General features: G+C 55.7%; 21 protein-coding genes. 17 read left to right on the forward strand and 4 right to left on the reverse strand.

Annotated features, from left to right (window positions below; translation table 11 throughout):
* Nucleotides 1–28: 28 nt before the first annotated feature.
* From EPD60_RS16350 to EPD60_RS16395, 10 genes are all read left to right on the forward strand, one after another.
* On the forward strand, nt 29–592 hold the full coding sequence (locus EPD60_RS16350) for a fasciclin domain-containing protein (RefSeq protein WP_131450598.1): 564 nt from the start codon (nt 29–31) through the stop codon (nt 590–592).
* Nucleotides 593–749: 157 nt separating this feature from the next.
* On the forward strand, nt 750–1,775 hold the full coding sequence (locus EPD60_RS16355) for a hypothetical protein (protein ID WP_131450599.1): 1,026 nt from the start codon (nt 750–752) through the stop codon (nt 1,773–1,775).
* A 33-nt stretch (nt 1,776–1,808) separates the two neighbouring features.
* Nucleotides 1,809–3,020 carry a nitrous oxide reductase family maturation protein NosD gene (gene nosD / locus EPD60_RS16360; protein ID WP_207896725.1) on the forward strand — a complete coding sequence of 404 codons (1,212 nt, stop codon included), beginning with the start codon at nt 1,809–1,811 and terminating at the stop codon, nt 3,018–3,020.
* Nucleotides 3,007–3,765 (forward strand): ABC transporter ATP-binding protein, encoded by a 759-nt coding sequence (locus tag EPD60_RS16365; protein WP_131450600.1) that lies wholly within the window; start codon nt 3,007–3,009, stop codon nt 3,763–3,765. Before nosD ends, EPD60_RS16365 begins: the two co-directional genes overlap by 14 nt.
* A gap of 2 nt (nt 3,766–3,767) precedes the next feature.
* Entirely contained in the window at nt 3,768–4,535 is a 768-nt protein-coding gene (locus EPD60_RS16370; protein ID WP_131450601.1) for an ABC transporter permease subunit, read from the forward strand.
* Nucleotides 4,536–4,575: 40 nt separating this feature from the next.
* Nucleotides 4,576–4,947 carry a c-type cytochrome gene (locus EPD60_RS16375; protein ID WP_131450602.1) on the forward strand — a complete coding sequence of 124 codons (372 nt, stop codon included), beginning with the start codon at nt 4,576–4,578 and terminating at the stop codon, nt 4,945–4,947.
* A complete protein-coding gene (locus EPD60_RS16380) occupies nt 4,928–6,358 on the forward strand; it encodes a cbb3-type cytochrome c oxidase subunit I (protein ID WP_165871593.1) in 1,431 nt (476 codons plus the stop codon). The genes EPD60_RS16375 and EPD60_RS16380 overlap by 20 nt, the downstream gene beginning before the upstream one ends.
* A 163-nt stretch (nt 6,359–6,521) precedes the next feature.
* Nucleotides 6,522–7,412, forward strand: a complete 891-nt coding sequence (locus EPD60_RS16385; protein ID WP_131450604.1) for a transporter family protein — start codon at nt 6,522–6,524, stop codon at nt 7,410–7,412.
* 21 nt (nt 7,413–7,433) lie between these two features.
* The gene (locus EPD60_RS16390; RefSeq protein ID WP_131450605.1) at nt 7,434–7,835 is read left to right on the forward strand and encodes a hypothetical protein; all 402 of its coding nucleotides are present in this window, start codon (nt 7,434–7,436) and stop codon (nt 7,833–7,835) included.
* A gap of 91 nt (nt 7,836–7,926) precedes the next feature.
* Nucleotides 7,927–8,433 (forward strand): c-type cytochrome, encoded by a 507-nt coding sequence (locus EPD60_RS16395; RefSeq protein WP_131450606.1) that lies wholly within the window; start codon nt 7,927–7,929, stop codon nt 8,431–8,433.
* A gap of 50 nt (nt 8,434–8,483) precedes the next feature.
* Here EPD60_RS16395 and EPD60_RS16400 read toward each other — a convergent pair whose 3' ends face one another.
* Nucleotides 8,484–9,701 carry a hypothetical protein gene (locus tag EPD60_RS16400; RefSeq protein ID WP_131450607.1) on the reverse strand — a complete coding sequence of 406 codons (1,218 nt, stop codon included), beginning with the start codon at nt 9,699–9,701 and terminating at the stop codon, nt 8,484–8,486.
* 258 nt (nt 9,702–9,959) lie between these two features.
* Here EPD60_RS16400 and EPD60_RS16405 point away from each other — a divergent pair, with 258 nt between their 5' ends.
* Entirely contained in the window at nt 9,960–10,256 is a 297-nt protein-coding gene (locus tag EPD60_RS16405; RefSeq protein WP_131450608.1) for a metal-sulfur cluster assembly factor, read from the forward strand.
* On the opposite strand, the gene EPD60_RS16410 is transcribed toward EPD60_RS16405, so the two are convergent.
* From EPD60_RS16410 to ric, 3 genes are read right to left on the reverse strand one after another with little or no spacing between them, the layout of a single operon-like run.
* Complete coding sequence (locus EPD60_RS16410; protein WP_131450609.1) at nt 10,242–11,291, reverse strand: hypothetical protein; 1,050 nt, start codon at nt 11,289–11,291, stop codon at nt 10,242–10,244. The genes EPD60_RS16405 and EPD60_RS16410 overlap by 15 nt on opposite strands.
* Nucleotides 11,288–11,563 (reverse strand): RrF2 family transcriptional regulator, encoded by a 276-nt coding sequence (locus EPD60_RS16415; RefSeq protein ID WP_131450610.1) that lies wholly within the window; start codon nt 11,561–11,563, stop codon nt 11,288–11,290. Before EPD60_RS16415 ends, EPD60_RS16410 begins: the two co-directional genes overlap by 4 nt.
* A gap of 22 nt (nt 11,564–11,585) precedes the next feature.
* Complete coding sequence (gene ric, locus EPD60_RS16420) at nt 11,586–12,566, reverse strand: iron-sulfur cluster repair di-iron protein (protein ID WP_131450611.1); 981 nt, start codon at nt 12,564–12,566, stop codon at nt 11,586–11,588.
* Nucleotides 12,567–12,767: 201 nt separating this feature from the next.
* On the opposite strand from ric, the gene EPD60_RS16425 reads away from it, so the two are divergent.
* The 6 genes from EPD60_RS16425 (at nt 12,768) to EPD60_RS16450 (ending at nt 18,164) form a co-directional block, all read left to right on the forward strand.
* On the forward strand, nt 12,768–13,592 hold the full coding sequence (locus EPD60_RS16425; protein WP_131450612.1) for a universal stress protein: 825 nt from the start codon (nt 12,768–12,770) through the stop codon (nt 13,590–13,592).
* Nucleotides 13,593–14,051: 459 nt separating this feature from the next.
* Nucleotides 14,052–14,528, forward strand: a complete 477-nt coding sequence (locus EPD60_RS16430) for a hypothetical protein (RefSeq protein WP_165871594.1) — start codon at nt 14,052–14,054, stop codon at nt 14,526–14,528.
* A 5-nt stretch (nt 14,529–14,533) separates the two neighbouring features.
* Complete coding sequence (locus EPD60_RS16435; RefSeq protein WP_131450614.1) at nt 14,534–14,797, forward strand: hypothetical protein; 264 nt, start codon at nt 14,534–14,536, stop codon at nt 14,795–14,797.
* Between the two features lie 38 nt (nt 14,798–14,835).
* Nucleotides 14,836–15,327, forward strand: coding sequence for a DUF305 domain-containing protein (locus EPD60_RS16440; protein ID WP_207896727.1), 492 nt, complete (start codon nt 14,836–14,838; stop codon nt 15,325–15,327).
* Nucleotides 15,328–15,357: 30 nt separating this feature from the next.
* The gene (locus tag EPD60_RS16445) at nt 15,358–17,439 is read left to right on the forward strand and encodes a heavy metal translocating P-type ATPase (RefSeq protein ID WP_131450615.1); all 2,082 of its coding nucleotides are present in this window, start codon (nt 15,358–15,360) and stop codon (nt 17,437–17,439) included.
* A 77-nt stretch (nt 17,440–17,516) separates the two neighbouring features.
* The gene (locus EPD60_RS16450) at nt 17,517–18,164 is read left to right on the forward strand and encodes a Crp/Fnr family transcriptional regulator (RefSeq protein ID WP_131450616.1); all 648 of its coding nucleotides are present in this window, start codon (nt 17,517–17,519) and stop codon (nt 18,162–18,164) included.
* Nucleotides 18,165–18,183 lie beyond the last annotated feature (19 nt).

Below are 18,183 nucleotides of genomic sequence, written 5' to 3' on the forward strand. Positions count from 1 at the left end.
CGGCGGCCCTTTTTCAAAACACACTGTCATGAAAAAAGTATTCTTTTCCTTCTGCACCGGCCTGCTGCTGCTTTCGATGCCGGCTTGTAACAATGCCGTCCAGCAAGCACCCAAGGTGGCCGATGCGGCCGCAACGGCCAACGCGGGTCAATCGGGTGTGCAGGACGATGAATCGCAGAAAGATGTGGTGAAGGTCGCTGCCGGCTCGAAAGACCACAGCACGCTTGTAGCCGCGGTGAAGGCCGGCGCGTTGGTCGACGCACTGTCCAATGCCGGTCCCTTTACCCTATTCGCACCTACTAATGCCGCTTTTGAAAAGCTTCCGGCCGGAACGGTGGACGAGTTGCTGAAGCCGGAGAATAAGACAAAGCTGCAGGACCTCCTGCAATACCACGTGTATGTGGGCAGCCTCAAGACCGACCTCATGCAGGACGGGCAGACGCTCAACCAGGTGAACGGTGGCAATATCAGCATCAGCAAAAAAGATGGCAAGGTTATCATCAACGGTAATGCTACGATCATCGCCTCCATCCCGGCTTCCAATGGCATCATCCATGTCATCGACGCGGTGCTGCTGCCGCCTGCCAAATAACGGAAACCTGCTTTCGCTCAGGCCGGGCATGGGGAAAGATCAGTCTCCGCGGCCGCCCGGCTCATTCCTTTCGCCCCCCTTTTTCAGTCATTTTGCTTATGGTTCCGAAGCGGCCGGCCGTCGTGCGGGCCGCCCCACGGAATCCAAAACTGAAGTTATGCAACCCCAAATGCGTCCCCTTTCCCGGATCCTGATCGCCCTGGCAGCGCTTTCACTCAGCCTGACCTATATCCTGCCGGTGTGGTTCATTTTTCTGCTGGCGCCGCAGTACCCGGAAGGGCTCACCATGAATATCTGGCTCAGCCGGCTCAGCGGGCAGGTGGAGATCATCAACGGCCTCAATCACTACATCGGCATGAAGCATATCAACGAGGCGATGTTTCCCGAGTTTCAATACCTCGGGTACATCGTGGGGGCCTTCATCGTGCTCGGGCTGCTGGTAGCAGCCACGGGCCGCCGCAAGCACCTCTTCGCTTACCTTATACTGCTGGTTGCGGCAGCTGGCGCGGCGATGTATGATTTTTATTCCTGGGGCTACGACTACGGCCATAACCTCGACCCGAAGGCAGCCATCCAGGTGCCCGGGCTTTTTTACCAGCCGCCGCTGCTGGGCCACAAGAAGCTCCTCAACTTCGACGCCTATTCCTATCCCGACCAGGGTGGCTGGGTGGTGATTGGCGCCGGCCTGCTGTGCATAGCGGTTTGGGGCTGGGAGCGCTTCGGCCGCAAAGGCGCACAGCCGGTTAAGACCGTGCACCTGCCACGAAATGCCGCTGCCGCCGCTTCCCTGCTGCTGTCCGCAGGACTTGCTTCCTGCAAAGCCGGCCCCGAGCCGTTTCAACTGGGGCGCGATGCCTGCGATGATTGCAAGATGACCATCGCCGATGCCCGCTTCGGCGCGGAGCTCATTACGAAGAAAGGCCGCATCTACAAGTTCGACGACCTGCATTGCCTCGCGCATTTCCGTAAAGCCAACCCGGGGATTGCAATGGATGCGCAGCTGCTCTTCTCCGACTTCGCGCAGTCGAAACTGATTCCGGCTGCTGCAAGCTGGAGCCTGTCCGATCCTTCATTCAAAAGCCCGATGAACAGCAACGCGGTTTCGTTTGAAAGTGCCGCTGCCGCCAGGGCTGCCGGTAAAGGCGAGCCTGTTGCGGGTATTGCTATTCTTGATAAACTATAAATGATGCGCGCGCTCCTGCTATACCTTTTCTTGTTGGCGACTGGCTCCGCTTTTGGCCGGACCATCGAGGTGGGGGCCACGAAGGCGGTCTGCTCCCTGCGCCGGGGGATCGCCCTCGCACATAGTGGCGACACTGTGCTGCTGCATGCCGGCACCTACCGCGAAGGCAACATCATCATCAGCAAACCGCTGACCCTGATTGGAATTGGCGGACCCGTGCTCGATGGCCAGGGCCGCTTCGAGCAGCTCACCATCAGCGGCGAGCGCATCAGGGTGCGTGGCCTGCGCTTCACCGGCACGGGTTATTCGAGCATGAATGACAATGCTGCCATCAGCATCATCGATGCGCGCTTTGTTACAATAGAAGGCAATTGCATCGAGCGCGCCTACTTCGCCATCCACGTCGCAAACGCCAGCTACTGCACCATCGCCAACAACCGTATTGCCGGCATTCCTAGAACGGAACAGACTTCCGGAAACGGCATTCACCTCTGGAAGTGCGCACGGATGCTAGTGCAGCACAATGATGTGCAGGGCCACCGCGACGGCATTTATTTCGAATTTGTGACCGCTTCGGAGATCCGCCGGAATTACAGTCACGACAACATCCGCTACGGGCTCCATTTTATGTTCTCCAACAACGATGCCTACGAAGCAAATACGTTTGCTTCGAACGGTGCCGGTGTCGCCGTAATGTATTCGAACCATGTGCGGATGGAGCGCAACTTTTTCCGCCGCAACTGGGGCGCCAATGCCTACGGCCTGCTGTTGAAGGAGATTTCCGACGCGCAGATCCGGGAAAATGTTTTCGAGGCCAACACTGCCGGCATCATGATGGAAAGCACGAACCGGGTGGAGGTGCTCGCCAACGCCTTCCGCAGCAACGGCTGGGCGCTGCGTATCTCTGCGTCGTGCAACGAAAACACCGTGTGCCTTAACAACTTCCAGGGAAACACGTTTGACGTTGCCACCAACGGCGACCTCATGCTGAACCGCTTTTTCAATAATTATTGGGATAAGTACGACGGGTACGATCTAAACCGTGATGGCAAAGGCGATGTGCCCTACCACCCGGTGAGCCTGTATTCGATGGTCATCGAGCGCAACCCGCAGTCGGTGATGCTCCTCCGCAGCTTTATGGTGACGCTGCTCGACAAAGCCGAGAAGGCGATGCCGAGCCTCACGCCCGGGCAGATGGTGGATGCTGCCCCACTCATGAAACCCTACCGCTATGATCGACATTAAGCACATCGGCAAGCGCTTTAAAAAGCTCGCAGCCCTCGACGATATCAATGCTTCTTTTAACGCCGGCCAGGTGGTTGCCCTCATCGGTCCCAACGGCTCGGGGAAGACGACCCTGATCAAGACGATCCTCGGACTCGTGCGCCCCGATGGGGGAAGCATCCTTTTCCAGGGGCGGCCCATCACCGAAGGCGTGGCGTACCGCAGCCAGATCGGTTACATGCCGCAGATCGGGCGCTACCCGGATAACATGACAATCGGGCAGCTGTTCCGGATGATCCGCGACCTGCGCAAAGACGAGACCGACCTCGATGAAGAAATCTATTACCAGTATAAACTAGATACGATCCAGGACAAGCCGATGCGCGCGCTTTCGGGCGGCACGCGCCAGAAGGTGAGCGCGGCCCTGGCTTTCCTGTTCAATCCGCCCGTATTAATACTGGATGAGCCCACGGCCGGCCTCGACCCGCTGTCGAGCGAGGTGCTGAAGAAAAAGATCCAGCGTGAAAAGGCAAACGGAAAGCTGGTCCTCATTACCTCGCACGTGCTCACCGACCTGGAGGAAGTGACCACGGACATTCTCTACCTGCAGGACGGCCGCATCCTGTTCAACGAAAAGCTCGAAGAACTGCAGCGACTCACCGGCGAAGAAAAGCTGGGCAAGGCCATTGCCCACGTCATGCAGAACGGGCTGAAGACGGTGCCGGGATCGGCGCACGAATTCCTTTACCTCAAAATCGCGAACTGATCATGCTCAAAATATCCCGGTACGTATTGTACGACATCATCCGCAACAAGGTGGTGCTCGCTTATACCTTGTTTCTCCTGGTGGTTTCGCTGAGTCTTTTCCAGATGGAGGAAGATACCTCCAAAGCCGTCCTGAGCCTCCTCAACATCATCCTCATCGTGGTGCCCCTGGTAAGCATGGTCTTCGCCACCATCCACTGGTACAACTCCTACGAATTTCTTGAGCTGATGCTGACACAGCCGGTGAGCCGCACCAGGGTATTGCTGTCGGAATGGGCAGGAGTCGGCGGCTCGCTGCTCACCGCCTTTATGATCGGCGTAGGCATCCCGGTATTATTGTACAACGGCAATGCAACGGGGCTGGCACTCCTGCTGGTGGGTGGTTTGCTCACGCTGGCTTTTACCTCGCTGGCATTTCTTGCCTCGGTGCGGAGCCGTGATAAAGCACGCGGTATTGGTGCCGCGCTGCTCCTGTGGTTTTATTTTTCGCTGATCTATGACGGCCTGGTCTTGCTGGTACTCTTTGCTTTCAGCGATTACCCGCTGGAAGGGCCCACCATGATCCTGTCCTGCCTCAATCCGGTCGACCTGGGCCGCATCTTCATCATGCTGCACCTCGACGTGAGCGCGTTGATGGGCTATACGGGCGCGCTGTACAAAGACTTTCTCGGCACTGCCACCGGTACCGGTCTTACTCTGGGCATCCTGCTGCTGTGGGTGCTGTTGCCCCTGCTCTGGGCGCTGCGGATCTTCAAACGGAAAGACCTCTGAGAATAGCGAATAACGAATATCGAATATCGAATTACGAAGAATGACGCGTGTTTTTGTAGTCTTGTTCTTGCTGACGGCCTATGCCGGTTACAGTGCGCTGGTGTATACCCGCGGCACAGAGGCGCCCGCCGCAGCAAAGCTGTGGACCGACGAGGCGGCCGCGGGCAAGGCGCTGTTTCAAAAGCACAACTGCACGGCCTGCCACCAGCTTTATGGTTTGGGTGGCTACCTCGGTCCCGACCTGACACAGGCCTGGAGCGACCCGCGGCGCGGGCCGGCCTTTATGCGGGCCTTGCTGCAGTCGGGTGGCAGCCGGATGCCCGATTTTCATTTTACTCCCGGCGAGGTAGAAAGCCTGCTGGCCTACCTGCGTGCCGTTGATGCTTCAAGCCATGAAACTCCCTCCCACTGATTCCCTGCACCGGTCCGGCGACCGGGTGGCACTGGCCTTTCTCGGCCTCGCACTGTCTTACCTGCTGCTCGGATTGTTATTCGGCACCCTTGGAAGTATGCAGTACGTGCTGCCGCAGTTTTTGCGCGAGGCGCTTTCCTTTCAGAAAACGCGGCCCCTGCATGTTTACCTGGTAACGTCATGGATCTATACAGCAGCGCAGGGAGGCCTGTATTTCTACGTGCCGCGCGTAGCGGGACGGCCCTTGCGCTGGCCCGACGGAGGCTGGATCCACTTCGTATCACAACTGACCACTTCGCTGCTGATTGTCGGCTGCTTTTTTGCGGGCCGCTTCGGCGGACGGGAATACCTCGAGTTTCCGCCGGCGCTCGGCGGACTGATTGCACTCAGTTGGGTGCCGCTGGCCATAAATTTTTTCGCTACGCTGCGTCCGCGCTACCGCAATGCACCCGTATATTATTTCAGCTGGACAGCCGGCATCCTCTTTTTCTTTATTACCCTTTCCGAAAGTTACCTGTGGCTTTTTGATCATTTTTTCGGCAACCCGGTGCGCGATGTTACCGTGCAATGGAAAGCGCTCGGATCGATGGTGGGGAGCTGGAACATGCTGATCTATGGCTGCAGTATGTATGTGATGACGCAACTGAAGGGCGATGATGCGGTGGCGCGCTCAAGGACGGCTTTCTTCTTCTTTTTTCTGGGGTTTACCAACCTGCTGTTCAACTGGGGCCATCATACCTACATCGTGCCGGCGGCCTCGTGGGTACGCAACGTATCCTACATCATCAGTATGACCGAGCTGCTGTTGTTTGCGCAGCTCCTCTTCCAGTTCCGCCGTACGCTGAGCCATGCACGGAAGAAGTTTCACCAGCTTACATATCGCCTGCTATGCCTGGCTGACATATGGGTACTACTCAACCTCGGCCTGGCCATCGCCTTGTCGGTGCCGGCAATCAACCGCTACACGCATGGAACCCATATCACCGTCGCGCATGCCATGGGCGCCACCATCGGGATAAACACGATGCTGGAGCTAGCTTCCATTTCGTATATCCTGAAGCGGGTGCGCCCCGCCGCGCTGGCGCGGCATGCGCGCACAATCCGGCGCGGTGTGCTGCTTACGAACGGCGCCCTGCTGCTCTTCTGGATTGCGTTGCTCGGCACCGGCCTTGTAAAGATCGCGGGCGCCTCGGCGGGCCAGTCTTTTGCCACCATCATGCAGCGCTCCGCGCCCCTGTTCCGCCTCTTCGCCGGCAGCGGTGTTTTCATTGTCGCCGGGCTTGTCCTGGTCATTGTGCCGCTTCTGCGGGTGCTTGGCTCCAAACCGCAGCCGGCAGACACTACCGCAACAAAACCGCGCATCGTTGAAGCCGCTTCGGAGAATGCCTTTTTCCATAGAGGTGCCGGCTGATGAGAGTCACCCGGATGGTTGAGTTGGATTATCTGCCAGCATTCAGGTTATCGGGAATTTTGATTTTCTAACGAAGCCACCATCGCAGCCCCGGCGGATAGCGTAAATGGGTTAACGAAAACGGTTACTGGTGTCTTGCGTTCTGTAACAACAAACTGCTTCTATGAAACGAATTCTGACGACAGTCCTGGCCGGCATCCTGCTGGCGGCCACACCCGCGGCGGCCTGTGACATCTGCGGCTGCGGAGTGAGCTATTACAACCCTTATCTGTTCCCGCATCTGTCGAAAAGCTACATCGGACTGAGCTCCATCCACCGCACCTATACAACCCTGTCGCACGAAGGCGATGCAAGCCGCGAGCGGTATCATACTTTATTGCTTACCGCCCAATACTCGCTTAGCCGGAAGATCCAGCTGGTTGGGATGCTTCCCTGGCAATTCAATACCCTGCAAAGCAGCACCGGCGAGCGTCACCTGTCTGGTGCCGGCGATGTTACGCTGCTGGGGCAATACCGTCCTTGGGAACACAATTCGGATAAGGGCATCCGCCAGGCGGTGCTTGTTGGCGCGGGGGTGAAGCTGGCCACGGGACGCTATGTACCGGCGGCGACCAATAAAGCTGACGACCAGAATTTTCAACTCGGCTCCGGCAGTAACGACCTCCTGCTGAACGGCTCCTACCGCGTCAGCCTGCGCAAGCTCACCTTCAGTGTCAGCGCGTCGTATAAATACAACAACGCAAACAGCGATGATTACCGTTTCGGCGATATAGCCAACGTTGGTATCCAGGCTGCCTGGCGCCAGGAGTGGCGCCGCTGGTCGCTGTCACCTTATGTGCAGGTAAGCGGGGATTGGATGCTGAAAGATGCCGATCAGCATGTGCTGCAGACCGTTTCGGGCGGTTCGGTGTGCTATGCGGGCGGCGGGTTCGATGTAAACAACCGCAGGCTTGCCTTTGGCGCCAGTTACCAGTTTGCAGCCGCGCAGGATCTGGCCGGCGGGCAGATCCGGGTACAACCTCGCCTCTCGCTACGCACATCCGTTACATTCTAAAATCACAAGCGGCAAAATATTATGAAACACATTTTGTTTTTTTCCTTTGCACTCATCCTGTTCGCCGCCTGCAGCAAGCATGCCGGCGATACCGATCCGGGTTCCGTTGAGGCTGATAAGGCGCAGCTAAGGGTTGCCCGGCCCACAGCAAATTCGATCTATCGCATCGGCGACACCGTACGGATCAAGGCCGAGGCCATCGCGCCGGCTACCATCCATGGCTATGAGCTTTCCATTCAGCGGCCCGGTGACACTTCCCGGATTTATTACGCGCATATTCATGATCACAACGACACACTGCAGATTGACAGGTACTGGGTCAACGACCGCGCCGAGGCCCAGGGCCTGGAGCTTCGGATCAGCCTGACGCTTGATCATGAGGGCAACCAATATGTGCGTACCATACCCTTCATCGTGCAATAACTGATGTTGCTAATCCGGCTTTAATCTGGCCGGCACTGGCATGAGTCTTTACGCGGGATAGTCCCGAATTATTCACATTAAACCCTTCTTTATGAGAAAGACAATCTGGTCGGCGACGGTTGCATTATGTAGCCTTTTTGCCGTTTCGTGCGGCTCTGGGTCCGACAACAATAGCGGATCCGGAAGCGCGACCACCACGACCACCGGCACCGATGCGGGCAGCTCCACCGGCACAACCGAAGCTACCGCCGGTACGAATCCCAAGGGCGTCGGCCCTATCAGCGAGGTGAAGCTCAATAACCCGCTTGACCAAAAGCTGGCAGCTTCCGGCAAGAGTGTGTACGAAGTGAAATGCGCCTCTTGCCACAAACTCTCGGGCGAAAAGCTGGTAGGTCCGGGCTGGAAGGGCGTAACCACACGTCGCACCCCGGAGTGGATCATGAACTTCGTGATGAACACCGAAGAGATGCTGAACAAAGACGCCGAAGCGCAGAAGATGCTGGAGGTGTGCATGGTGCGCATGCCTAACCAAAGCCTCACCGAAACCGATGCCCGGTCGGTGCTCGAATTCATGTTCAGCAACGACGGAAAGAAATAGCATCCGTTCGGAATTCTTTATCATTAAACCGCCGCGACCCGGCGGTTTTTTTATTGTATACGTCTGCGCCAGGCCGATACCGCCATGAGCACGGCACCTGAAAACAGCAACAGCGCCGCGCCAAGCAGGCCCCAGTTGAACAGGTAGCTGTTGGTTTGCAGCAACACACCCAGCCCCTGGCACATCAGCAGTATCTCGTTGGCAAAGACCCCGCCACCGAACACATAAACAGGTAAAGCCCGCATCCGCCGCGCGCGCGTGAAGTATCCTTCTTCCACAAGTGTCGCCAGCAGGTAAAAGCTCACAAAGCCGAGGAACACAAGGTGCAGGAAACCGATGATTACCGGGCGGTCGCCATATACGGCGTTGCCCAGGGCCGGGATCAGTGTACCGGCCTGTAAAAGCAGCTTCAATGCAAAGGAAAGCAGGGAAAGCCGCAGCAGGCGCCGCCCGAGCTTTGTGCGGAATCGCTGAGCCGGTCCGCCGGGAAGCCAGAGCCGGATAAAATAAAAAAGTGCAGCGAAAAGCAACAGTACGCCGATTGCGCCGATAACATAAAAGAGCGTCTTGTTGTGCCAGAGTAACGACAGGAAAAGGGTTGGCAGCACCGAGGCACACAGGCAGAACGCAAAGCGACGCGCTGCTAACGGCGGCGTGCCCGCATTAAAATAAAGGACACGGAAAAGATGCGCGAAAATGCCCAATGTGAAAAAGCCATTGTATTGAAAATGCAGGAACCAATAGATCGCTGTCCGGTACAGGTTGGCATCCTTTGATTTACCGGCAGCAATGTAGCCGAGCATCATCGGACCGGCTGCTGAAAAAAGCAAGGCCAGAATCGCGCAGAGGCTGAAGAGGTGGATGCTTTTGTCTACGTTGTTTCTTAGCAATGGCAGAAAGCGGGCTGCAAACACAAAGGTGACGATGATGAACAGTGTTGAAAAGAGCAGCGCAACCGGACCATAGCCCTGGAAAGGAAAACTCGCGAGCATGCCATAAGCGCATACGTTAACGGCGATGAGCATCCAGGAGAACCTGCGTTGCAGTTCCGCCCCCGGCAAAAGCCCGTATACTAACAGGACGAGTAGCGTAAAGCTTACCCAGCCCGTAAAGGCAAAATGCGAATGCCCGGTAAGCAGGTTGTGGTAGTCGATAAAAGGAAGTTCAAATAGAATCTTGAGGCGAAGCGAGAGTCCGAGTAGCGCAACGATAGCCAGGTTGAGGAGGGCGAGGCGGAAATAAAAATGCTTGTTGTGCATGGTTTCCATGATAGGTCGTGTTCGGCCGCGGCTGGTAAATTGAAACATCAAGCCACGTTCTGAATCGATAATAGGTTATGAAGCAATTCCTGTTTACTCGTCCGTTTGTTTTTGTAGTAGTTCGAAAGTATACCGACAACAACATGATCAGCCTTTTGCGAAAGCTTTGAAGCGCCAGGCGAAGCTGAGCAAAGTCAGCGTGCCGCGGGCCGCCACTCAGCGTGTCGCATCGGCCACCGGCGGAACTTCGCCGCAAACCGCAACCTCATGAGCATCCCGGAAGTGATCAACCAGCTCAAAACGATTTACGATCCCGAGATCCCGGTAAATATCTATGACCTGGGTCTTATTTATAATATCCGGGTCATCGGCTCGGAAGCCTATATCGTGATGACGCTCACGACCGCCGCCTGCCCGGCCGCGGCTTTCATGCCGGAAGCGGTGCGGGCTGCGGTGACACAGGTACCCGGCATTGAAGCAGTGCACGTGGACGTAACCTTCGAGCCCCGCTGGACCAATGCGCGGATGAGCGCCGAAGCCCGTGCGCAGCTAGGCTTTTCCTGAGCGCAGGCCGCTGGACACCCGCACGGCCACCGTTACAAAGAACAGCAGTATCGGCAAACCGTTACCGAGCAGGGCTCCGCGGCGCCACGAAGCGTCACCGGCAATATCGGCCCCGATCCGTACCAGCAGCGATACCTGCAGCCATCCGAACCAGGCATACAGCAGTGGATGGTAAACCGTCAATCGTTTTTTCAGCACGGCCGGGAGAATAACCGGCGCATGTGCGAAGATCATCGAAAACACAAAGCCCAGGAAGAAACTATGCAGTACGGCATCGTAGCCAAGCGGGATCCGGTGCTGCAATAGTATAAGCACGGATGCCACCGGCAGCCAGCAGTAGCCGGCCAGCAACAGGCGCCCCGAGTACCGGTGCGCGCCGGGAAGCCGTACGGAAATACGCGCCATGTCATAGCGCAGCAACCAGCAACCGGTGCCGCCGAGAGCGGCTGCCAGAAGCCACTTACCAGTGGTCATAGGGAGCAATAATCCGGGCAGAATTAGTGCCAGGCAAGCGAGCAAGGCATTGCGCTGTGCGGGACTACGGGGCAGGAACTTACTCAGCTCAAGGCGTTCGGCAACGATCGTCAGCAGGAGGAAGGCGACCCACCAGCCGGTAGCGGCAGGGTAGGAGCCGCTCTGGAGCAGCACGCTATTGGCGACCACGAGGCTGAGTGCACCGGTAAGAAAAACGAGATAGTATAGTTCGCGGTGCCGGTACAGCAGCCAGCCACAAAGCACGGCAAAGCCTACGCTTCCGGCCAACTGCATGCCCAGGGCAGCCTGAGGTGCGCCGGCAAGTAGCGGCAGCAGCGCCAGCGCATTCAGCAGCGGCAGCAGGCGTACCCACCATTGCCGGAAGGTGACCGCGCGCTCCAGCAAGATCAGCGTAGCGAGGAAACAGTTGACCATCAGGTTGCCATGCTGCCCGGCCGCCTGTGGCAGCGGCAGCTCCCAGCCGCCACGTATCCAACCCGTCCAGATGGCGGCCAGCAGCGACAGCAGGATCAGCGGCAGAGCCGCGGGAATGGGTTTCATCGGGAACGTTTGAGAAAGGCGATGCCACTTTCAAAATCATCGATCAGGTAGATCGTTTTCGCGTCGGCGGGAATAAAGAAGCCGCCGTTCGGTCCCTTTGCCGAAGCAATCACACCTTCGCGTGCGAGTTGCTGCAGGATTTTGGCAGTGCTGTGCCCATTTGCTTCGATACCGGCCGCCACCTCGCGGATGCCTGCGCGGGCACCCTGTGGCGAGCGGGCCGCCAGGTAAACGGCTGCCCGCAGGGCGTATTTACAGGATTGGGAGCGCATAAGCAAAAATGGCCCGAAACTGTCAGTTGCGGAGCTTCCGCTCCAGCTTCAGTGCTTTGGGGAAGAGTACGTTGTTTTCAAGGTGAATATGTGTATGCAGGTCAGCCTCCAGGTTTTTCAGCTTTGAATACAGCAGCGCAAAGCTGTTGCAAGTGCCTTCGGGCAGATTATAATTATTAGTGATGCGGCGGATCGACTCCAGCAGTTCGCCGGCAGCTTCGTGGTCGGCCTCCATCATCTGCACCGGCTCGCGCAGCGAAAACTGCTGTTGCAACACACGCGTGTCGCCGCTGGCTTCTGCCTGCGCTAAAGCTTTGATGAAGGGAAACAGCACTTTTTCTTCCTTGGCGAAGTGTCCGCCCAATTCAGCAAACAACACATCACAGGCCTGTTTCAGTTCTGCCAGCTGGGGATGCGTAGCGCCATGATGCCCGGACACCCGGTTCAACAGGTCGGCGATTATGGGTGCTTCGTCATAGTAGTAGCGGTGGTGCTTGTTATAGATGTAGTCGGCAAGAAAGGCCGGGTCCCAGCCCTCATAATTTTCGGTTGGAGCACCCGACTGGCCTGCCTGGTCGAGCTCGGCTTCGACGGCTGCAAGGTCAAGGCCTTTTTCCGCGCAGGTTTGTTGGAGCGATTTCTTACCGCCGCAGCAGAAATCAATGCCGTACTTGCGAAAAACTTCAGCCTTGCGCAGGTCTTTCGCGGCAATCTCACCGACTGTTTCGCCCGAAGATTCTTCGATCTTCCGTATTTCTACAAGCCACCATTCCGGTCCTTTTTCGAGGTAGGTCCACCCGAATACATTGCCGCGCTCGGCTATGAGCTGGTAATACAATGGCTTCGGGTCGTGATCGTTGCGGATACGGAAAGCCGTGCCCGGTGCGAGTTCATCAAAATGCCGGAAGATCGTGGGGTGTTTGAACCGGGGCTCGATGGTCGTTACCTCCAGGGTGAAAATACCGGCATTTGCCGGTGCGGAAACAATATCGGGAGTTTGCATACTGGTTGATTTGCGGGTAAAAGTATTCTGGTGCTTTTATTCGATCTGCTGACTTTCATCAGCTTTGATCCCCACATTCGTCTTGTTTCCGTTTGCCTGTTTAAAGCACCGCGGTATATGATAAGAATCAGGGCACGGTGACGGTAGCGTCAGCTCCCCGCAGTGCACGACGGCGGTCCTTTGTAATACAAAAAGCAGATTATGAAACGCATACTGGTCCCCACTGATTTCTCTCCGAACGCTGACAAGGCATTTGACTACGCGGTGCAGATCGCCGGTAAGACAGGCGCAGAGCTCCTTGTACTGCATGCGTGCGCCTTCCCGCTACCGGAGTATGCGGAGCAGCCGGAAGACCTGCGGCAATACAACCGCGTCCGCGCCCTCGGGTTGCAGGAGCGTCTCGATGACTACCTGCTCGCTGCACCCGGACAGGTGAAGACCCTGCTGGTTGACGGCAGAACTGTTGACGCCATTTTGGAAAAGTCGCGCCGGTACGAGGTGGACCTGATTGTTATGGGCACCCGTGGCGCCGGCAGCCTGAAGACTCTGTTGTTTGGCACCCGCACCGAGGCGGTGATCGCCGCCAGCCGCATCCCGGTGATTGCCGTACCCGAAAGCTATACCGGCGGCGCGCCGAAAAACATACTCCTGGCTGTTCAGGAAGAAGAATCGGAAACGGTTCTGGCTCCCGCCTTCCATTTACGCGAGTTGTTTGGCGCTTCGTTGAAGACGGTCGTATTCTCCGACACGAACGAGCCGGTGGGTACCTATATCGATCATGAGCATGGTGTAGCCCAGGCTACCGGCCGGTGGAAAGCGTCATTTTCGCTTCCCGAACTAAAGAGCGAGCATCTTGTGGGTTCGGGATTTTGTGAAACGATAGAGAACTATGCAGAAGATCAGGATATGAACCTGCTGGTGATGATCACCCGCGCCAATGCCAGTGTGCCGCACCTGTTCAGTTCCAGCATGACCCGCGAGATGGCCCTTCGGACGGAGATCCCGCTTTTGACGTTGCATGCCTGATGAGCGGCTCGGCTGATCGTCAACGACCTCTGTAAATGCAATAACGTTGGATCAGGGCTTTAAAAATCTACTTAATCATCAAAAGCCTGTCTACAAAAAGTGCACAGAAACGGCAGGTGGTCGTACCATTTGGCTGAGCATCTAAGGCGTGTTGTCGAATACTGGACGGTGAGGTCAGGACCGGATTCGTTAGTCGTTAAGCCTCAATTTCTTAAAGTCACTTGTGTTCTTTTGTGACATAAATCAAATAGGTTAATGGGTAGCGTGACGGTTGAGTTTTATTCGCTTTTTCACTGTCAAACCAAAGATAGAATGACACACGAGCCGCCTGATAAAACGGAACGGAAAAGAATCTGGTTCGAGCACAAGCGGCTTATTCGTAATAATTCGAATTTATCGGTTAGGTAATTTCCCCTGACATTCAGCTGATGCCGACATGGCAAGATGAAGGATATGAGTATGGCTATGAGCCTGCAGCGGATGGACATGAATATGGTGATGTATCCTGAAATAACGGGTGGGGTGGGGGACCAGGAGGGCGCTGGAGCCATTCCAAAGCAGGCGAGCCCCGACGGCGACCACATTCTGGCTGGAATGCAGCACGGAAATATGGATGTGCCTGCCTTAAGAAAGGAACCTGCTTGGCAGATCAGTAATAAAAGCAACCGTAGTACCATAACCGGTGGCGTTCAATACATCACCCCCTTTCTCTTTCTGCCGGCTGCGCGGATCGGCAGAAACGGTAAACTGCGCTTTCAGTTAAGCCGGGAAGACATTCGCATTACTTCCCGGCTCCGTTTGCAATCATGGGAAATTCGGATAAGGAGTATATGGCCGGTTTCCGGTACATTGTATCCAGGTGATTCGCACTTTCGACTCATTGCGACAGCGATATCGGATCAGGGGGCGGAATTGCATTTACCTGTTAATAAATAAGTCATATGAGCGTTCCTGTCCATTACGATCGCAGCCTTTTGCTCAGCGAAAAAATTTTATATGTGCTTTCCGTCCTGAAAAAGGAAAGTATCAGTGAGCTGAGCGCGGAGATTGTTGAATTAGACGGCATTGCGGCGGAAGAAGAAGTTGCTGAAATGACCAGAGATATCGAGCAGGAAATTAAGAAGATGTGCGCCGAAAAGATAGTGGAGAAGTTGAAAGAACACCGGCAAAAGGTTCGGTATGTCATTGTTGAACCGGAAGAGTAGCGGTTATTGATTTCCCAACATTAAAAAATTGTTTGAAGATGGCAATGATGCAAATGAAAAAGATGCAACCAATGAAAGGAATGAGTTACAAAAAGTTTTGGCTTACAATGTTCATTTCCTTCATTATTATGTACACCGTCATGTTCCTGAACATTGATAATGCCAGCCATTATCACACCAGCTTAACACGTATTTACATGGCGCTGCTGATGGTTGCACCAATGGCGGTTGTAATGATGGCAATGATGGGCACTATGTATCCAAACAAAAACACGAACATGGCCATTATTTTCGGCGGAATAGTCGTGTTCTTCCTTTCACTGATCGCTTTGCGTACGCAAACGCCGATTGGCGACATTCAGTATATGAAAGCGATGATCCCGCACCACTCTTCAGCCATTATGGTTAGTAAACACGCAAAAATCACGGATCCTGAGGTGAAAAGACTATCGGAACAGATAATAGCCGCACAGGAGCGCGAGATTGCAGAAATGGATGCAATGATTACTCGCCTGAAAAACAGTCAGTAGGGGGTATGCGTAGATTAAAATATTCCTGCTATGGAACAGACACCTCACCAGCACCACGGTCAAAAGGGTTCTTCACACGTCGCTCATAATACTGCTTCTGATCCCGTTTCTCCCGAAGTTCATGGCGGACACGACAAGCACGCCGGCCATCATACCCAGGATTTCCTGACCCGGTTTTGGGTATGCCTGGTGGTAACTGTGCCGGTGCTTTTGCTGTCTCCTATGATCCAGTCCTGGCTCGGCTACTCGTTGCGCTTTCCGGGCGACATATATGTCCTGTTGGCATTAGGCGCCTTTATCTATTTCTATGGCGGGCTTCCGTTTTTAAAAGGAATGATCAGCGAAATCCGCGATCGTGCGATCGGCATGATGACCCTGGTGGCCCTCGCGATCTCGGTAGCCTTTTTCTACAGCGTGGCCGTGGTCTTTGGGCTTCGCGGCATGGACTTTTTCTGGGAGCTGGCCACGCTTATCGACATCATGCTGCTAGGGCACTGGCTGGAAATGCGGTCCCAAACGGCCGCATCAAATGCCTTGCAGTCGCTGGTGGCGCTTTTGCCTTCCCAGGTGCACCTTGTTGAAACGGATGGCGTTCGGGACATTGAATTAATAGACCTGCACAATAACGATATAGTGCTGGTCAAGCCAGGGGAGAAAATGCCGGCGGATGGCCATGTGGTGGCGGGAGAAAGCTTTGTCGACGAAAGCATGCTGACCGGCGAGAGTGTACCTGTCCGCAAGACCAGGGGTGACCGGGTGATTGCCGGCGCAATCAACGGTGATGGGGCCCTGCGCCTGCATGTTACCGGCGCGGGTGCAGACAGCTACCTGAATAAGGTCATTGCCCTGGTTCAGTCGGCGCAGAATGCCAAATCGGCTACCCAAAACCTGGCCGACCGGGTAGCTAAGTGGCTCACTTTTATTTCCATCATCGTAGGAGTCGGCACTTTCCTTTTCTGGTACCTGCAGGACCGGAACCTGGCCTTCGCGCTGGAACGGCTCGTAACTGTGATGGTCACCTCCTGCCCGCATGCGCTCGGAGTGGCCATACCGCTGGTCGTCGCTATCTCTACCACCCGTGCTGCTATCAGCGGCCTGCTGATCCGCAACCGTACTGCCTTTGAGAATGCACGGAAGCTTACTACCGTCATTTTCGACAAGACCGGTACCCTGACAAAAGGATCGCACGAAGTGCAGCAGGTTTTGCCGGCAAATGAGTCAATCAACGCGGAAAGCCTGTTGCAGCTCGCCGCTTCTGCGCAACAAAATTCAGAGCACTATATCGCCCGCGGAATGCTTCGCGCCCTGAAGCAGCAAAATATAGCACTATTGCCTTCCTCCGGCTTCCGTAATGAGCAAGGTGCGGGCGTGGAAGCTACGGTTGCAGGTAAGAAGATCGCCGTTGGTGGACCGAATTATTTCGGCAGCCGGAATAGCCCCGTTCCGGCGATCCCCTCCTCCGTTGACCAGGCTGCCGAGACAGTGAGCTTCGTCCTGATTGACGGGACACTCGCAGGCTATATTACCCTTGCCGACTCGATCCGCGAAACAGCCCCGGACGCGATCCGGCACCTGAAATCGATGGGCATCCGCTCCTTCCTTCTTACCGGCGATAATGAACAGGTAGCCGCTTCAGTGGCCCAAAAGCTCCATATGGACGGATTTATGGCCAATGTATTGCCGCACCAAAAGCAGGAGCGGCTGCAGTCGCTCCAGCAAAAAGGGGAAATTGTAGCCATGACCGGCGATGGCGTGAATGACGCGCCCGCATTGGCACAGGCGGATGTGGGCATAGCCGTAGGAAGCGGCACCGACGTGGCCGCCGAGACGGCGGACATCATCCTGGTAAACAGCGACCCGCAGGATGTGGTGAATATGATCGCTTTTGGGCGAGCTACCTACCGGAAAATGAAACAGAATCTTTTCTGGGCTGTAGGTTATAACCTGGTTGCTATTCCATTGGCCGCCGGGGTACTCTACCCTAAGTTCATGCTAAGTCCGGCGATGGGTGCTGTGCTGATGAGCCTGAGTACCATCGTAGTAGCATTCAACGCACAATTGTTGCGCCGGCAATTTCATCCGGTCAGGCACCAGGATTTGGAACAGGAGTGAACGGGATAGCTTTTTAGAGCTTGTGACAGGTGTATGCGTCCGAATTGTGATACAGGTCGAATGCTACCTTTGTTTTCATGACCGAAAAAGAGTTGAGCCTGTATTTTCCTACGCTTGAGCCGGAACTGCTTGCCGAAATGATCCGGGTTGCGGACGTTCGGGAGTTGCCGGAAGGGACGGTACTCATGCGCACCGGGCAAAATATCCGTACGGCCCTGCTCGTGCTCGAAGGACTGGTCAAGGTCTACCGCGAAGATGAAGAAGGCAATGAGTTCCTGATGTATTACCTCGACTCCGGGAAAGCCTGCGCCGTTTCGCTGGTGTGCGAGCTGGGAAAAGAGCAAAGCGGCCTCATGGTAAAGGCGGTTACCAACGCTACGGTCCTGGCCATTCCCCTGCAGCAGGTGGACGCCTGGATGGGCAAATACAAAAGCTGGGCGCAGTTTTCCGTTTCTTCCTACCGCGATCGCTTCGATGAGCTGTTACAGACCATCGACCAGATCGCGTTCCGCAGCCTGGATGAACGTCTTGTGTTTTACCTGCGGCGCTACCAGGAAAAGTTCGGAACCAGGCAGGTGCCGGTCCCGTTCACCGAGATCGCCCAGGATCTCAACTCTTCGCGCGAGGTGATCTCCCGCCTCATGAAAAAGCTCTCGGAGCGGGGCGCCGTTCGCCTCTTCAAATCGTATGTTGAGATCGTGGATCTCGGCACTGTACTCCCGTGACCCGGGTCACGTTTCGCTG

Source organism: Flaviaestuariibacter flavus, assembly GCF_004337505.1.
Lineage (GTDB): Bacteria > Bacteroidota > Bacteroidia > Chitinophagales > Chitinophagaceae > Flavisolibacter > Flavisolibacter flavus.

Bases quoted from the DNA above. Each gene is read 5' to 3' on its own strand.
- ric (WP_131450611.1), bottom strand. From the start codon at position 12,566: ATGCAAACTCCCGATATTGTTTCCGCACCGGCAAATGCCGGTATTTTC.
- EPD60_RS16385 (WP_131450604.1), top strand. From the start codon at position 6,522: ATGAAACGAATTCTGACGACAGTCCTGGCCGGCATCCTGCTGGCGGCC.
- EPD60_RS16425 (WP_131450612.1), top strand. From the start codon at position 12,768: ATGAAACGCATACTGGTCCCCACTGATTTCTCTCCGAACGCTGACAAG.
- EPD60_RS16370 (WP_131450601.1), top strand. From the start codon at position 3,768: ATGCTCAAAATATCCCGGTACGTATTGTACGACATCATCCGCAACAAG.
- EPD60_RS16430 (WP_165871594.1), top strand. From the start codon at position 14,052: ATGGCTATGAGCCTGCAGCGGATGGACATGAATATGGTGATGTATCCT.
- EPD60_RS16445 (WP_131450615.1), top strand. From the start codon at position 15,358: ATGGAACAGACACCTCACCAGCACCACGGTCAAAAGGGTTCTTCACAC.
- EPD60_RS16390 (WP_131450605.1), top strand. From the start codon at position 7,434: ATGAAACACATTTTGTTTTTTTCCTTTGCACTCATCCTGTTCGCCGCC.
- EPD60_RS16400 (WP_131450607.1), bottom strand. From the start codon at position 9,701: ATGGAAACCATGCACAACAAGCATTTTTATTTCCGCCTCGCCCTCCTC.
- EPD60_RS16380 (WP_165871593.1), top strand. From the start codon at position 4,928: ATGAAACTCCCTCCCACTGATTCCCTGCACCGGTCCGGCGACCGGGTG.
- EPD60_RS16435 (WP_131450614.1), top strand. From the start codon at position 14,534: ATGAGCGTTCCTGTCCATTACGATCGCAGCCTTTTGCTCAGCGAAAAA.
- EPD60_RS16350 (WP_131450598.1), top strand. From the start codon at position 29: ATGAAAAAAGTATTCTTTTCCTTCTGCACCGGCCTGCTGCTGCTTTCG.
- EPD60_RS16375 (WP_131450602.1), top strand. From the start codon at position 4,576: ATGACGCGTGTTTTTGTAGTCTTGTTCTTGCTGACGGCCTATGCCGGT.
- EPD60_RS16450 (WP_131450616.1), top strand. From the start codon at position 17,517: ATGACCGAAAAAGAGTTGAGCCTGTATTTTCCTACGCTTGAGCCGGAA.
- EPD60_RS16415 (WP_131450610.1), bottom strand. From the start codon at position 11,563: ATGCGCTCCCAATCCTGTAAATACGCCCTGCGGGCAGCCGTTTACCTG.
- EPD60_RS16355 (WP_131450599.1), top strand. From the start codon at position 750: ATGCAACCCCAAATGCGTCCCCTTTCCCGGATCCTGATCGCCCTGGCA.
- EPD60_RS16405 (WP_131450608.1), top strand. From the start codon at position 9,960: ATGAGCATCCCGGAAGTGATCAACCAGCTCAAAACGATTTACGATCCC.
- EPD60_RS16410 (WP_131450609.1), bottom strand. From the start codon at position 11,291: ATGAAACCCATTCCCGCGGCTCTGCCGCTGATCCTGCTGTCGCTGCTG.
- EPD60_RS16395 (WP_131450606.1), top strand. From the start codon at position 7,927: ATGAGAAAGACAATCTGGTCGGCGACGGTTGCATTATGTAGCCTTTTT.
- EPD60_RS16440 (WP_207896727.1), top strand. From the start codon at position 14,836: ATGGCAATGATGCAAATGAAAAAGATGCAACCAATGAAAGGAATGAGT.
- EPD60_RS16365 (WP_131450600.1), top strand. From the start codon at position 3,007: ATGATCGACATTAAGCACATCGGCAAGCGCTTTAAAAAGCTCGCAGCC.